Consider the following 15,580-nt stretch of genomic DNA (forward strand, 5'->3'; position numbering starts at 1 on the left):
TACTATTTTTTGTTTAAAGATATCAACTCAAAAAGCAACCAGGTATTTGGATCGAGTTCTATAGAAGTCACTTGTTTCTTTGATACAATTTTTGATATTTGTATCTTTTCAGAAATCATAACTGTTTCTATTGCCATAGTTCCATCTTTGTATGTTATTTTTATATCAAGAGGGAAATTATAAATACTACTTTTTTGATTTTGATGTATTTCTACCTGTAAGAGTTCATTTTTATAATCCCATGTAGCTTCTAGTTTGGGATGTCCTATTTGATAAAGCCATTGCTTAAAAAAGAGGGATAAGTCTTTCCCAGAAATATGTTCCATGATTCTTTGCAAATCTTCTGATAAGGCATTGCTATATTTATAGGTTTCATAATATGTACGAATGCTTTTCCAAAAAAGCTGATCACCTAATTCTCTTCGTAACATATGTAATATCCAACCTCCTTTTTGATAAGAGTATGGATTGAGCAATTGCATATAATCTTCTATATTAGGATTTACTATCGGTGCGGGATTTTTTTTGGTATAATCTATTATGGTAAGACGTTCTGCTTTTATTCTATCAACGAATTGATCTCTACCATACTTATTTTCAAAATATAGATTTGTGAAGTAAGTAGCAAAGCCTTCACTAAGCCATATATGATGCCAATTGAGTTCAGAGGCAGAATTTCCAAACCATTGATGAGCTACTTCATGAGCAATCAAAGCTTCGTTACTTCCGGTACCTGTTACACTCCTTTCTGCGTAAAAAATATTACCAGCATTTTCCATTCCTCCAAAACGAGTTTTAGATTGTACATTGGCTAATTTTTTAAAAGGAAAAGGACCGATGTGATTAATCATATAATCAATAATAGGAGTTGCTAAAGTATAGTCACTAAACCCTTTTTCTCTATCTTGTGGATACACCCAGGAGGAAACAGGAATCCCATAAATTTCTCCTTGTTCTTCTACAGCGAATCTTGCCGCACCAATAACCATCACTTTGGTAGGTATTGGGTTAACCATTCTCCAGCGAGTTATTATTTTATTATCGGAAATATTTGTTTTCTCAACCATCATACCATTACCAATAGTTTGATAATGAGAAGGTGCAGTAATGACCCATTCGACAGTTGCTTTATCTGAAGGATGATCCACTACTGGTAACCAATTTTTACTTCTATCGGGCCAGTTATCTCCAAAAAAAGTACGTTCATTGTATTTGTTTTTTGAAATGATCAATCCATCTTCGGGAATACCTTTATATTGTATAGTATATATTCTAATTTCATCTTGTTTGGTTGCATCAATATTAAAGATGAGCTGGTTGTTATCGTGTGTATAGGAAGTAATATTGTTTTTGTTTTCTGAAACAGTATAAACTGACATCCCTTTACCATTTGATTTCTTTTTAACAAAATCGAGAACAAAGGTTGTGACTGCTTTTTTGAATCTGATTTTGATTTCTGCAGTACCTTCAATTTGATTGTTTGTATCCGATAATTGTATGTCGAATTTATAATTAAGAATATCGATGGTTTCAAAACGCTCCTGATGCTTTTGGGCTTGAGTATTAAAAAACAAGGAAAAAAAACATAATACGCTTATATATGTTCTTTTTAGAATAATTGTGCTCATAAAATTGTCATTTTGATAGAATAAAAACTATTCAAATATCAGACGTTTAAAATACTCAAAATATTGAAGCAATCTATTCATTTTGACAGGATCTATAAGAATGAATTATATTGGTTAAACCAATGCTGATGATAGTAGAAAAAATGACGACTGGAAGTTGATTCTTTTTGATATTAAAAGACACGTATTTCATCATATAACTTTTATAGTATTGACCGCTGTTGTTTATTTTGCATACACATTAGGATCAAATTTTTCCATATAAATTTCTGGTTTTGGAAGCTTTGTAAACCCGTACTTTTCATATAACCACTCAGCAGTACTTGTTAGTAAAATCCAACGTCTTAAATTTTGTAAATCAGGGTGTTCCATGATAATTTCCATTAGCCATTTGCTAAGCCCTAAACCTCTATGTTTCTTTAGGATAAAAATATCTCCTAAATAAGCAATAGTTGCATAGTCAGAAATCACTCTTGCATAACCAATTTGTTTATCCCCGGAATAAAGCCCAAAATTAAGAGAATTCTCTATTGATGTCTTTACAATATCATATGAAATCCCATCACTCCATCCCGATTCATTGGTTAGAAAATTATGTATCATTGAGATATCCAACTTATTTTTATCTGTTGATATAGTATAATTGTCTTTACTTGTGACAATATTTTTCATTTGTACGTAATATATTTAATAAATTATTTTCAACACTTCCAGTTAAATAGGTGCAAACTAATTTTTAAACCCTGTCGTAAACAGATTTCTTGCTCCTTTTATACCACATTTTTGATATGTATTATACGTTTGAGCCGCTCTTTCTTCAATTTGTTTTCCTGTTTCATTTTTGATCCAACCATCGATTGCTGATTTTAATGTATATGCTTCGGGGGCCATTAAATGTGTAGTCCATAAAATAGGATTTGCTTTTGCTTGTTCTATTTCTTTTGAAAAATAATTTTGACTATAACATGCTAAAATTATCACATCTCTCTTTTTTGTAACACTTTCTTTGTAGGGGATATGTACATTAAACTCCATTAAGCCATCATGACCGATGTATGATAGTAAATCAGAACCTCCACCAAACTTTAATGTTTCTGAGCCTATATCAATCAAAATTGGATTTTGAGCATTGGAAGCTTGTAGAAAATCTTCAATACAAGTTTGAATTTTTGCGCCATCATACGCATCAGCTAATAAATAGATCTTTTTAGTTACATGTTTAAATAAAACTCTATCTAGAAGGACTGAGTCATTCATTTCGAAATCTTTTACCAATTTCCAGTCTTTTGCCTTGAATTTAAAGAAAGACTTTATTCCATAACCAGCGCCCCAGTATAAATTATGTTTTGGATCTTTTCCGTTCCCTAATTTTTTCGGTACAGGAACAATTCCTTGATTCTCATTATCACATAATGCTACATATACATGAATAGTTTTTGCCTGACTATACATTTTGAAGCATAAAAAAGAGATCAGTATCAAAAGGAATATTTTTTTCATGATCATTAATACTTGTTTTTATACTAAATATACATAGTTTTAATCGATATCAAGGTTTTCTGAAAGGGAGTTAGATCTGGCATGGCTTTGAATACTTCATTAAGACTCGAACTGTCATAATCTTTAGATCAAATAACATAATATCAAACCTTATAATAAATCCGGATCATTTATTTTTTTGTGGTTTCATGTATGTATTGATCATTGTATATCTAATATTTAATAAAAGATTTTATTTTTCTTCAAGAAACTGTCCAAGTCTATCAAAAACAGATCCCCAACCATTCATAATACCCATTTTTGTTTGTTGTTCACAATATTCTTCTGTTGGATGTATGACATTAAAAGTAAAATTGGTTTTGTCTCCATTTTTTTCAAATAGAGCTTGTATTTCTACACCTTCTGTCATGGGTTTGAAGTTTGCGGAAGAACATATTTTTTCGAGCTCGACAATTTCTAAATATACACCATCAGAAATGAATTCGTTCCCGTCTGGCATTTGCATAGTATATTTCCACTTACCACCAACTTTAAAATCATGTTCAATAACTTTTGTGTTGATTCCTTTTGGCCCCCACCATTGAGCGATATGTTCGGGATGGATCCAGGCTTCCCAAACTAATTTTATAGGGGCGTTAAAGGTTCTTTTTAGAGTTACAGTTCGATTGTTTGGTTCACTTTGATTACTCATTTTCTTTATTTTTTGTTTGTAATTTGGTTAAATAATTTTCGAAAGAATCCAGTCTGTCTTCCCAGAGATTTCGATATTGTTCTATCCATAAGAAAGCGGGGATAAGGTTTCTGGGTTGAATTTGGCATAACCGTTCTCTCCCTTGCTTATTAATAGTTATTATGCCACACTCTTTTAAGATTTTTAGGTGTTTTGAAATAGCGGGGCGACTAACGTCAAATTTTTGTGCTACGGTATTTACAGTCAATGTTTCGTTTGCCAGTAACTCTATAATTTCTCTTCTAACCGGGTCGGCTATTGCTTGAAAGACATCTCTTCTCATAATTTTTAAGTAACTGATTGGTTACAAATATAAGTGTAATCATTTGGTTACTCAATTTTTTTCAAAAGAAATTGTAATTAACGAATAGAATTAATTTTGAGAGAGTAGTGGCTAAAGTAGAGAGCGATTATTATTTTTTATTTGCGATTAGCAAAAGAGAATCATTATCCTCAAACTCATTATAATCACTGATTGATAGAATGTCAAAATACTTTAGATAGGCTTTTCTAAGTGTTGATTCGTTATGATAATTTACAAAAAGACCTTTGAAAACTTCAGAACCTTCTCCTTTCCAAAAAGAATGGCATATTATTCCATTAGAATTTAAAATTTCATATTGCCTTTTAACAGTGTCGATCAATTCATTATCATTTAAGTGATGTAAAACTTTATTTGAATAAATCCCATCAAATTTTTTGTCAGTTTTTAAAGTAATGGCGTCTAACTCAAGGAATTTTCCTTTGGGATTTTTGGAGATCAGATGATTCAGAAATTCGGTTGAGTTATCAGAACCAGTAATATCATATGATTTGTTCAGGATTTTCCAATCTGTACCGGGGCCCGAACCAATTTCGAGTAAGGTCGAATTGGAAGGTAAAACTTGTTTAAGTTTTTCAATTAAGAATTCTCCATTAGCATCTTTTGCTAATCTGATATACTCTTCGACTGATTCTTTTGTTTTATAATACGTTCCTGTCATGATTAATTGTGAATTCTAATGTACTACAGATGTTATTGGTGCTAGTTTTTATTTTTTATAGACTCCACTCTGAAGGATGATTTTTTCTTCTTTAAGACCTCTTAACAAATTAGTGATTTTATCTTTTGTAGATGCTCCCATTAAGACATTCAGTCCTAATTTTGGTGGGCCAAATTGCGTTATCTTTTCTAATAGATTCTCAAAGAATATAATTCCGTTAGCAGTTTGGTCAGAAGATCGTTCTTTTTTTAATCCTAACGTATCAAGAATAGATTCCATGTTAGAAGTTTGTTCAAGAAAACTTATTTTTGATTCATTTGCCCAGGGCATTGGGTAGTCTACTTGATGATCTCCTTTTTTGAAAATATCATAATAAATAAAGGTTCCTTTGGTAGTTAATACTCTATCTATTTCAGAGTAGAATTTTAATTTGTCGTTAATGTTCATTTGTACGTGTTGCGTCCAAACTACATCAAACGATTTGTTTTCAAAAGGTAAATTAGTTGCATCTCCCTGAATAAATTCTGTACTATTATTTAGACCAACAAGCTTAGATAGATTAGTTGCGGTTTTTATAAATTCTTCGGATAAATCAAGACCAATTGTTTTGCAGTTAAATTCATCAGCTAACATCCTGCATGGTCCACCTATACCACATCCAACATCTAATAGTTTAGCGTTATTTACACTAACTGTTTTTGCTAATTCGCGAGAGACTTCTGCTCCTCTCACATGAAACTCATCGACACTAGCTATATCTTTTCGGTTAACATTTTCTATATCGACTCCCATTTCTTTGAGGCGATTTAAAATATCATCATATAAATCAGGTCGATAATAATGGTTTTCAATTTGTGAAGTTAAAGTTCCCATGCTTCTTGTTTCAAATTAGTACAAGTGGTATATCCACTGTTTTGTTGTGTGAAAACTAAGATAGTAAAAAGGAGTGATGTAATAGAAAACTATGACATTGCATATGCATCACTTTTTGATTCTTTCTCAAGAAGTTAGCAATTTCTAAATACCCATTCTTTAAAATCAACATATCCTAGTATATGACCAGGAATTGGATGCTCTTCGAACTGTTCTTTAAGCTCAGTAAAAGCTTTTCTTTTCTCTATAGCATCATATTCGACGGTTTTTGATAAAAACTTTAATATAATTTTTTCGTAGAAAACTATGTTTTTTTGTTTTTTAAGATGTTTTTTCATAGAGTTTATCAAATACCGTAGGGTAAATCCATTTACTAGTTCATAATGAACCAGTAAATTTAGCCAATAGGTGTAGGTGATTAAATCTTTTCGATCTTTTTTAGTTGAGGAGTTAAGGATATCATTGATCCATTGTAATGCTTTTTTGTTATCCTTTTTTAAAAAGTAAATATTTGCAAACTGAAAACGAAACGATAGCCAATAATTGTTAGGGACAAGAGTTTTATGAAGCTCAATAAAATTTTGGATCTCATCAATAATCTCGTGAGTGGTATGGAGTTCTTTTAGGTTTCTATGAATTTCAAGTTCAATATTATAGAGTCTTAACTTTTCTTTAATCAAAGCTGCAGAAATAGTGCCAATGGCAAGTGCTTTTTGTTTTAAAAGTAAAATTCTTACAAACGCCTCTTTGTATTGTTTTTTGAATACAAGAAAACCTAGGAGGTTGTTGTTTACTGAAAAATACATTGAAAAGTATTCTTTTAGCAACTCAGGGTTTTGCTCCCATTCCTTGATCAGATCTTCTAGGGTTTGTTTTGCTTTATCTGTATGTTTGGTAAGGAGTTGTTTTCTGTATTTATGCAGTGTTTTAAGGGTTTTGTTTTGTAGTGAAACACTTTTCTTATGTGATAATGAGAATTGTGTGGGGTCTATGTTGGCTAATAGAAGACTGATATATTCATTAGTAGACTCAAGTGTTTCTTTTTGTTTTTGGATAATGGTTTTAAATGTTTCAAAGTCCTGAGGGTATAGTGCCTGGTGTACCTTTCTTTTCCAATCTTGTATGTGAAAAAGTAAAACATCCTGCTGAAAGTTTTTTGCTTTTTTTTCGGCTCGATTTAACTCGCTTAAACAAATGGCATACTGACCTTTGTGAAATAGGATTTCTACATTGCGAATGATGTCCATAAGCTCCGTATTTTTTGAAATCCTAGAATGATAATTCCTTAGTGATTGAAGAATACGTTGTTTTAAATAGTTTTTTATTGTGGTTAATTGATTTACAAATGCTTTGTCTTTAAAAAGGACTTTGATTTGAGTCTCATTGTATTCCTTTTGGGCTTCTATTGCATCAAAAAGATTTAGGTATTCTGAAGATTCATTTCCTTGTGTACTTAATTTAAAATAACGCTTTTCACTTTTAGATAAGGATTGGATGAGGTAGAATAACTCTTCGTTTTTTTTCATTTTAGAAACCTATGTTTTTGTAAAAGTATAATTTTTTTGACACATATGATCACTTACCTTTGAGATATTAGAAACCAATAAATTATAACATCATGTCAAATGCGATTAGCTGGTTTGAAATACCAAGCACTAATTTTGAAAGAGCAATACAATTTTATAATGTGCTTTTAGAGGCCGAACTACAACCTATGGAGATGGATTTTAAAATGGCTTTTTTTCCTTATAAAGATGGAGGCGTAGGAGGTTGCATTACCCATGGTAATGGCAATAAACCTTCGCAAGAAGGTACATTTGCATATCTTAATGGGGGAGATGACCTATCTATTCCTTTGGCTAGGGTAGAGAAAGCAGGAGGGAAGATTTTAATGCCAAAAACTTCACTGGGAGAAAATGGATATATGGCTATTTTTCTGGATACAGAAGGGAATAGAGTGGCGTTCCATTCTATGAAATAGTATTTTGTGTGTTTTGTCACATTGAGCAAAACTAAAAGGTTCAATGTGGCAAGAGATACTTATTTGTTCTTTTTATTAATTTTAATTACTGTACCGATGCATTATTTTACAGAAGATTTTGTAGCTTTTTTTAAAGAGTTGTCAAAGAATAATCATAAAGATTGGTTTCATGAAAACAAAAAAAGATATGAAGCTAGTGTGAAAAAACCGTTCGAGACATTTGTAGGTTCAATGATAAGAGAAATACAGCAACTGGAACCGACACTACAAGTTGAACCTAAAGATTGTATACTTAGAATTAATAGAGATATTCGTTTTTCTAAAGATAAATCTCCTTATAATTTGCATTACACAGCCTTTATTTCGAGTAAAGGGCGTAAGGACAAAAGCATCCCGGGCATATTTTTACGTTTTTCACCAGAAATGATAGGTATAATGGGTGGGTGTTTTGGCCCTTCAAAAGAACAGTTATATAATATAAGAACCACAATTAGTAAGTCACCTAAGAAATTTAGAGATTTATTAGAGGATAAGGATTTTGTGCAGAAATTTGGAGAAATTAAAGGCGAAACAATGAAACGTATTCCCAAAGAATGGAGAGAGGTATGTGAAAAAGAACCTTTAATTGCTAATAAGCAGTTTTATTTTGTTGGAGAAGAAGCTCCGAGTCTGATTAGTAGTACTACTTTGGTTGAAGAAATGATGACCTATTGGCAAACGATGCACCCCGTAAATGAATATTTATCAAAAGCAATTCAGTAACTATGGCATACAACGAATTTATAGCAGATCGCATTCGACAAATTTTTAGAGAGCAAAAAGCAGATTTTTATGAAAAGAAAATGATGGGAGGGTTATGTTTTATGGTCGATAATAAAATGTGTTGCGGAATCCATTATAGTAAGAAAAAGGAAATGGATTTACTAATGGCACGAATAGGAATAGATGCAACTGAAGAGGCTATGAAAAAAGAAGGGTGCCAACCCATGGATTTTACAGGAAGACCTATGAAAGGTTTTGTTTTTGTTACCCCCGATGGTTTTGATTTGGATGAAGACCTAGAGTATTGGGTGCAATTATGTTTAGATTTTAACCCTTTTGCAAAAAGTAGTAAGAACAGATAGGATTTGCTTAATTTTGCAGTTATTTATAGACTATGATTACCGTCCTGACTGCTTATGCTAGAAATTATATTGATATCTCGGATGAGGAGATGCAATTGTTTTTTAAATATCTTAAAATACGAAAATTCAAAAAGAAAGAGTATGTGTTGGAAGAAGGAAAAATCTGCAGGGCGAGATACTTTATTTTAAAAGGATGTGTACGATCCTACTATATTGACGAAAAAGGAGTAGAGCGAATTTTGAATTTTGGGATTGATAACTGGTGGTTTACGAATTATAATAGTTTGGTTAATCAAAGTCCATCAGAAGATTTTATTCAAACTATTGAAGATTCAGAATTGTTAGAATTAGATCAGGATTCTTTTGAAGAGCTGTCTGCTAAACTTCCAAAAATTGATAGATTGTTTAGGATAATCACTGAAAAAACTCATATTGCTCATATGAATAAAGTGAAATACACTCGTAATCTTTCAGGAGAACACCTTTATAAGCAATTTGTGTTAAGTAACCCTAAGTTTTCACAGCGGGTTCCTCAATATATGATCGCTTCTTATTTAGGGCTGTCGCCAGAATTTGTAAGTAAAGTAAAAGCAAAAGGCTTTTAGTACAATAACATACGATAACCATTAAGTATAGATCAATTGAAGCACAAAATGCTTCAGCAAGATTTTTCATTGCTAAAATAAAAGCATTTAGAACACGCAATCTAAAACTCTTTCTTTTTAGATTAACTAGAAATTTACGTAAACAAAACTTCTGTTCTTGATCCAGATTCATTATGATTATAGATGGATTATTTACGATAGTGCTAAGTACCTTATAAACGCAAAAAAGTCTAACATTGCTGTTGGACTTTTGCTCCCCCTTTTGGACTAGAATCAAGAGTCCTTTTTAACAGAACAAAACTCCCAATAAAAGCAGGTAAGAAATGCATATAGTATTTAGGTTGCACTCTTTTTATGTTTGGTTTATCATAGTATTTAAAACAAATCCAGATTATGGTTCCTGCGCTTGCCAATCTCAAGAATTCCATGGCTATACCCAGAATAAGAATACTTCCTGAAAAAAATAATTGACTTGAGAACACACAAGGAAATAGCAAGGTTATTTTCAACGTATTCACGCTTCACATAAAGAAAATAAAGTGAACCCAAAATATTTAATGATGCAACATTTCCAGAGAAAAAAGCTAAAACTATGAATGTGATTATTTTAAAAACATCTTAAGATTTCCGAAATCAAGAAGGTGAATATCTGTATTGATAATATACTTGTCCAGTATTTTAGACTATAGATGCTTCAAACCGTTTCCAAAAATAATGTTGAACAATAGGCATGGAAAAACAATTAAAAAATAGGAAAAGACGCTCTCAAATAACATTTTTAATGTCTATGATAACCATCATAGGCTATTCACAGAGTCTCATTGATAAATATAAAGGAAAAACCAACACCATCGATAACGTCATCAATACTTTATATGCCGTAATTTCTGGTGAAAAGGGAGAAGAGCGTGATTGGAAACTAATGAGATACATCAATACTCCTGCGTATTCTTATGCAACAAGTAGTACACCTTAAAAATATATACAAACTAAATAACAATTCGCATGTATAAAAAAGCAGCACTACTGTATCTCTTATTTTTTTCTGGGTTAGCTCAAGGACAAGAAACCTCTTTGGATAACAATCTGTACGATAGATTGGATTCAATCCAACGTGTGATTTATGATTTAGAGAAATCTTTTCAAAAAATGACGAATACCAATGGTATTGCCAATGCCTTTACACATTTTTCAGATGATGATGGTGTAATCAATCGGAACAACCGTTTGCTTCACGGAAAAGAACAGATTTTTAATTTTTATAATAACAAGATGTATTCCCATGCTAAAGTGGATTGGGAACCCAATCGTATTATGGTTAGTAAATCTTCAGATTTAGCATTTAGCCACGGGAACTATACCTGGCTAATTCCCGATGAAAATGGAGAATTACAAAAATACACAGGGATCTATCTTACCATTTGGAAAAAACAATCAGATGGTTCATGGAAATATGTTTGGGATTAAAAAACAAAGTATGAAATACAGACCTATAGTAAGATATCTCCATAATATGCAATTAAATGATTTTATAATAATGAAAAAAAGATTACTAATTATAGGTATACTATTTTCGATTGGTTGTTTTGCTCAGGAATCGGACAGAGCGCTCAAAAGGGTGAGTTTTTCGGGGACAGGTTATAAATTAGGTTTGCAACATGGCACAGAATTAAAAGAAGAAATTGAGGCAATAGTATCTGCATGGAAAAAAAATACCAGCAAGCAATTGGGTAAGGATGCGGACAAAGTGGTTGCCGATTTTTTTGAATATTCAGACTTCACCAAAGCCATTAAACAATGGACCCCTGAGCTTTACGAGGAAATTATTGGTATTTCGGATGGTTCAGAACAAAAGTTCAGGGATGTATTTGTGTTAAATCTTTTAGATGAATTTTGGGTATACGTAAACAATATACATAATCACCACTGTAGCGGAATGGGAGTTCCAGCCTTGAATGGAAACCCCGGATATCTATCCCAAAATATGGATCTGGAAAATTATACGGACGGTTTTCAGGTGCTCATGCGATTGAAACGGACAAAAAAACAACCAGAACAGCTTATTCTCACGCATCCTGGGCTCATTGCCCTAAATGGACTAAACGAAAATGGAGTTGGGGTTTGCGTTAATACTTTGATACAGTTAAGGGCAGCCGCAAATGGATTACCTGTGGCCTTTATCATCAGGAAAATAATAGGTACTAGCAACAAAAAAGAAGTCCTGCACTTTATCCGTAAAGTGAAACATGCTTCTGGACAAAACTACATTATTGGAATACAAGGAGAGGTATTCGACTTTGAAGCATCTGCAAATAAGGTAGTCCGATTTATTCCGGCAAACAAAAATGGTACCGTATACCACACCAATCACCCCTTGATGAACAATGATCTCAAACCTTGGTTTGAAGCTTATAATCCAGATTTAATAAAAGAACAGAACTCTTTAAAAACCGATAGTCATTATAGGTTTAGAGCCATAGAAAAACGAATGACGACTCAAAAAGAGGTAACAGAACAATCTTTAATAAACGCATTACGATCAAAGGATAATAACAAAAACCCAGTCTGCAAGACCAACAATAAAAATGGACAAGGCTTTACGTTTGCTTCAGTTGTGATGACCTTATCGGAAAAACCGTACTTGCAAATCGTTCCTGGGCCTCCAGATGAATCTGAATTCATTAGGGTTGATTTTAGTAAGGCGAAGTAATTAATTATGCCTGGCTATAAAACCAAAATGTATTTATATAAAACTCGGTATAATTATCTATAAAATGAAGTATAATGAAAAAGTGTAAAAAAGGCCATAAGATATTTATAGCGGTGTTTTTATGTGCTCCATTTTTAATGAACGTACAATTGCATACATTAAAAATACCCCAACCCAGCAATTAGGAGTTGCGGATATTACCATTAACTATAGTAGTCCGTCGGCCAATAATAGAGAGATCTGGAATGACCTCAATGTAATACCACAAAATGGGAACCCCATTGCGTGGCACGCTGGTGCTAATATGAATAATCCTTTTGCCAACAACTTTTGTATTCTCCTTTTATGGGAACAACAAAACATATGAAGGAAAAAGATCGAAAACTTTGCTGTTACATTTCAATGTAAGACAAAAATCAGTAAACAATATCGAACGGAAAATTTAAACAATTAACTTTTAAAGACGAACCTCTAAAATTGAGTTGGGGATACCTCAACCGGAAATGGACTTCTTGTTAAAAAACAAAATCAATACAGGGTACGATCTTGGATACTACCAAATAGATGTGCTCTTAAAAACAATAGAAAACTTATGCTAAAAAAAAATATTCTACTGCTCATGTCTGTAATTGGCCTTTGGGGTAATGCGCAAAAAAATATAACAGGAAAAGTTGTTGATATAGACAATAATGCCATTGCTTTTGCCAATGTTGTAGCTAAATTAAAAACCGATTCTACTTTAGTCAAAGGGGCCATTTCTGATGATGAAGGAAGTTTTAATCTTTTAATGAAAGAACCAGAAACTTGCTTTTTAATGATTTCTTATGTAGGGTTTAAAACTAAAACGATTGCTTCAATTATTTCAGATGATTTGGGAACCATTGTTTTGGATGAAGCGGCAGAGCAGTTGAACGAAGTAGCAGTAGTCGTGCAAAAGCCATTTATCCAAAGGGAACAAGACAAGCTTGTTGTCAATGTTGAAAACAGTATCGTTAGTGCGGGGAGTAACACATTGGAGGTGTTGGGGAGGTCTCCAGGGATCATTATAAATCAAGATGATAATATTTCACTAAGTGGTAGAAGTGGAGTAAGGATATATATCGATAACAAGGACACTCGATTACAAGGCGAGCAATTAGCCAATCTTCTTCGTAGTCTTCCTTCTTCCAATATTGAAAAAATAGAGATTATCTCAAATCCATCAGTAAGATACGAGGCACAAGGAAATGCGGGTATTATCAATATTGTGACAAAAAAAGGAAAACTTTATGGGACCAACGGGAGTTTGACTTTAAGCCCTGGCCAAGGGAAGTATTTTAGATGGAACAATAGCGTCGACTTCAACCATAGAACAGAAAATTTTAACATTTTTGGACAGTATTCCTTTTCCGATATGAACCGCTACCAGGAGATTGTGATTGATCGTGTTTTTCTACAAGGTGACGACCCCATATCCTATTATAACCTGCAGAATGATTTTGAACTACCAATTAGTAATCATAACGGGCGTTTGGGGATCGATTATAACCCCAATGAACGCACAACTATTGGACTATTGTTCTCAGGACTCAGAAGTCAACAAAAAAATATATCTACTAGTCATGTGTTTGGGTTTGATATTGAAAGAACCTCAATTTCAGAAGAGCTGACCACCACTAATATTAAATCGAATTGGAACCAATTTACGACCAACTTTAATGCTGGACATCGCTTTAAGGACAAGTCAAGCATTGACTTGAATCTAGACTATGCCCGATATACCAATGGTTCGGATCAAAACTTCGTTTCTGATTTTGAATTTTTTGATACTGGCGATACTGCCCAAGATATTTTATTAGGCGATGTGGATGGTTTTTTAAATCTTGCTGGAATAACACTGGATTATCGTTTGCCATTAAAGAATGGTAATGTATTTGAAACCGGTTGGAAGAATACTTGGGTAACCGCAGATAACGATCTAAAGTATGTGAATGACCAGAATGGTACCATAGTGCCAAACGAAAACTTGAGCAACCATTTTATTTATGATGAAGCAATATATGCTGCTTACGCAAGCTATAGTATCAATAAGAAAAAATGGAATGCTCAATTGGGTCTAAGGGCCGAAAATACATTTATTAAGGGAAATCAGGTCATCACGGATAACGTTTTTAAAAATGATTATTTCAACCTTTTTCCAACAGCTTCCTATAATTATACATTGAATGAAAAACATGCTTTGGGCATTTCATTGGGAAGACGTATTGACCGACCTAGCTATGGGCAATTGAACCCATTCAGAACCTTTGTGAATACTAATACATTTAGGGAAGGAAACCCTTTTCTTCAACCTCAGTTTACTTGGGTATCAGAACTGAACTATACCTTTAAACGACGATACTATGTTGCTTTAAATGTAGGCTATACCACCGATAACCTGAATAATGCAATTATTCGAAATGGTGACGAAGAGGTCGTAGTGGTAAAGCCCATAAACATTGATAAACTAAAAAGCTATTCCCTGGTCGCCAGTTTTCCAGTCCGATTTTGGAACTGGTGGGAGAGCAATTGGAATATCAATGCTTCGGTAAGTGATTTTGATGGTGAAATCAATGGCTTCAATTTTGACCGTAACAATCCTGTAGTAAGTTTGAATACCAATCATAACTTCAATTTGGGAAAGGGTTATCGATTACAGGTGAATGCCTTTTATCTGTTCCCTAATTATGCCACCGTTACTAAGATTGAAACTATATCTGCAGTCTCCTTGGGTTTCCAAAAGAACATATTGAAGGATAAGGCAACACTTCGATTTAATTTCAATGATATCTTTTGGAACCAATACCCTACGGGGAGAACCCGGTTTGGCAGCCTTGATGACACTTTTACCAGTTATAGAGATACCCGTTTTGCGACTTTGTCATTCACATGGCGCTTTGGCAAACAGACCGTTCAACCGCAACGTCGAAGACAATCAGAAATACAAAATGAGTTGAACAGAGCCAGGCAAACAAACAATAATGGATAAATTAATGAATGATATTTAAAACAAAAGGAGTCATGAAGAGATCAATCTCTATTGGCGTCTTTTTACACGCTACATTTCATATACAAGATCGTTATCCACAATTATGAGTCGTCCTGAGTAAAGGCTACATAATTTCGAATATTATGTATAAAACGACAAAGTAATTAGACGTTACAGTGAACCTTTTAAATTAAAAATTTTAGCTGAACTTAGTACTGGAAAATACACAAAGAGTGAACTAGGAAAACTAAGAAACAAGATAAGTTTGGAAATGTATTAAAAGAGTAATTCACTCATAAAAATATATTTTATAAAAAACGGAAAGTGATTTAACTAAAAACAATAATAGATAACAATCGCTATAAGTAATTACTTGTCTTTTGCCTACTTCTAAAATTTCAGAGGATTTTCAGCTTGGTGTGTCCTTATAAAGTTTCGT

General features: G+C 32.9%; 17 protein-coding genes. 9 read left to right on the forward strand and 8 right to left on the reverse strand.

What is annotated here, in order from left to right; all coding sequences use genetic code 11:
• Positions 1-2 precede the first annotated feature (2 nt).
• From ATE84_RS05240 to ATE84_RS05275, 8 genes are all read right to left on the reverse strand, one after another.
• Positions 3-1,628, reverse strand: a complete 1,626-nt coding sequence (locus tag ATE84_RS05240) for a M1 family metallopeptidase (protein WP_101446440.1) — start codon at positions 1,626-1,628, stop codon at positions 3-5.
• Positions 1,629-1,853: 225 nt separating this feature from the next.
• On the reverse strand, positions 1,854-2,300 hold the full coding sequence (locus tag ATE84_RS05245; protein WP_101446442.1) for a GNAT family N-acetyltransferase: 447 nt from the start codon (positions 2,298-2,300) through the stop codon (positions 1,854-1,856).
• A gap of 57 nt (positions 2,301-2,357) precedes the next feature.
• A complete protein-coding gene (locus ATE84_RS05250) occupies positions 2,358-3,128 on the reverse strand; it encodes a hypothetical protein (RefSeq protein WP_101450842.1) in 771 nt (256 codons plus the stop codon).
• 232 nt (positions 3,129-3,360) lie between these two features.
• Positions 3,361-3,819 (reverse strand): SRPBCC domain-containing protein, encoded by a 459-nt coding sequence (locus ATE84_RS05255; protein WP_101446444.1) that lies wholly within the window; start codon positions 3,817-3,819, stop codon positions 3,361-3,363.
• Positions 3,812-4,141: a helix-turn-helix transcriptional regulator gene (locus ATE84_RS05260; RefSeq protein ID WP_101446446.1), complete on the reverse strand. Its 330-nt coding sequence runs from the start codon at positions 4,139-4,141 to the stop codon at positions 3,812-3,814. The genes ATE84_RS05255 and ATE84_RS05260 overlap by 8 nt, the downstream gene beginning before the upstream one ends.
• A gap of 130 nt (positions 4,142-4,271) precedes the next feature.
• On the reverse strand, positions 4,272-4,841 hold the full coding sequence (locus ATE84_RS05265) for a trans-aconitate 2-methyltransferase (RefSeq protein WP_101446448.1): 570 nt from the start codon (positions 4,839-4,841) through the stop codon (positions 4,272-4,274).
• Positions 4,842-4,889: 48 nt separating this feature from the next.
• A complete protein-coding gene (locus ATE84_RS05270; RefSeq protein WP_101446450.1) occupies positions 4,890-5,714 on the reverse strand; it encodes a class I SAM-dependent methyltransferase in 825 nt (274 codons plus the stop codon).
• A gap of 134 nt (positions 5,715-5,848) precedes the next feature.
• The gene (locus ATE84_RS05275) at positions 5,849-7,240 is read right to left on the reverse strand and encodes a hypothetical protein (RefSeq protein WP_101446452.1); all 1,392 of its coding nucleotides are present in this window, start codon (positions 7,238-7,240) and stop codon (positions 5,849-5,851) included.
• 92 nt (positions 7,241-7,332) lie between these two features.
• Between ATE84_RS05275 and ATE84_RS05280 the strand changes: the two genes are divergently transcribed.
• The 9 genes from ATE84_RS05280 to ATE84_RS05325 all read left to right on the forward strand — a co-directional run bounded on the left by ATE84_RS05280 (position 7,333) and on the right by ATE84_RS05325 (position 15,141).
• Positions 7,333-7,695, forward strand: a complete 363-nt coding sequence (locus tag ATE84_RS05280; RefSeq protein WP_025665873.1) for a VOC family protein — start codon at positions 7,333-7,335, stop codon at positions 7,693-7,695.
• 45 nt (positions 7,696-7,740) lie between these two features.
• Entirely contained in the window at positions 7,741-8,457 is a 717-nt protein-coding gene (locus ATE84_RS05285) for a DUF2461 domain-containing protein (RefSeq protein WP_101446454.1), read from the forward strand.
• A gap of 2 nt (positions 8,458-8,459) precedes the next feature.
• Positions 8,460-8,819 (forward strand): TfoX/Sxy family protein, encoded by a 360-nt coding sequence (locus ATE84_RS05290; RefSeq protein WP_101446456.1) that lies wholly within the window; start codon positions 8,460-8,462, stop codon positions 8,817-8,819.
• A gap of 32 nt (positions 8,820-8,851) precedes the next feature.
• Positions 8,852-9,424, forward strand: coding sequence for a Crp/Fnr family transcriptional regulator (locus ATE84_RS05295; RefSeq protein ID WP_101446458.1), 573 nt, complete (start codon positions 8,852-8,854; stop codon positions 9,422-9,424).
• A 781-nt stretch (positions 9,425-10,205) separates the two neighbouring features.
• Complete coding sequence (locus ATE84_RS05305) at positions 10,206-10,400, forward strand: hypothetical protein (RefSeq protein ID WP_143273576.1); 195 nt, start codon at positions 10,206-10,208, stop codon at positions 10,398-10,400.
• A 29-nt stretch (positions 10,401-10,429) separates the two neighbouring features.
• The gene (locus ATE84_RS05310; protein WP_101446464.1) at positions 10,430-10,891 is read left to right on the forward strand and encodes a DUF4440 domain-containing protein; all 462 of its coding nucleotides are present in this window, start codon (positions 10,430-10,432) and stop codon (positions 10,889-10,891) included.
• A gap of 10 nt (positions 10,892-10,901) precedes the next feature.
• Complete coding sequence (locus ATE84_RS05315; RefSeq protein ID WP_158237183.1) at positions 10,902-12,134, forward strand: C45 family peptidase; 1,233 nt, start codon at positions 10,902-10,904, stop codon at positions 12,132-12,134.
• Between the two features lie 121 nt (positions 12,135-12,255).
• Complete coding sequence (locus ATE84_RS05320) at positions 12,256-12,501, forward strand: DUF2911 domain-containing protein (protein ID WP_101446468.1); 246 nt, start codon at positions 12,256-12,258, stop codon at positions 12,499-12,501.
• A gap of 225 nt (positions 12,502-12,726) precedes the next feature.
• On the forward strand, positions 12,727-15,141 hold the full coding sequence (locus tag ATE84_RS05325) for an outer membrane beta-barrel family protein (RefSeq protein ID WP_101446470.1): 2,415 nt from the start codon (positions 12,727-12,729) through the stop codon (positions 15,139-15,141).
• Positions 15,142-15,580 lie beyond the last annotated feature (439 nt).

The sequence above is a fragment of the Aquimarina sp. MAR_2010_214 genome (assembly GCF_002846555.1).
GTDB lineage: Bacteria > Bacteroidota > Bacteroidia > Flavobacteriales > Flavobacteriaceae > Aquimarina.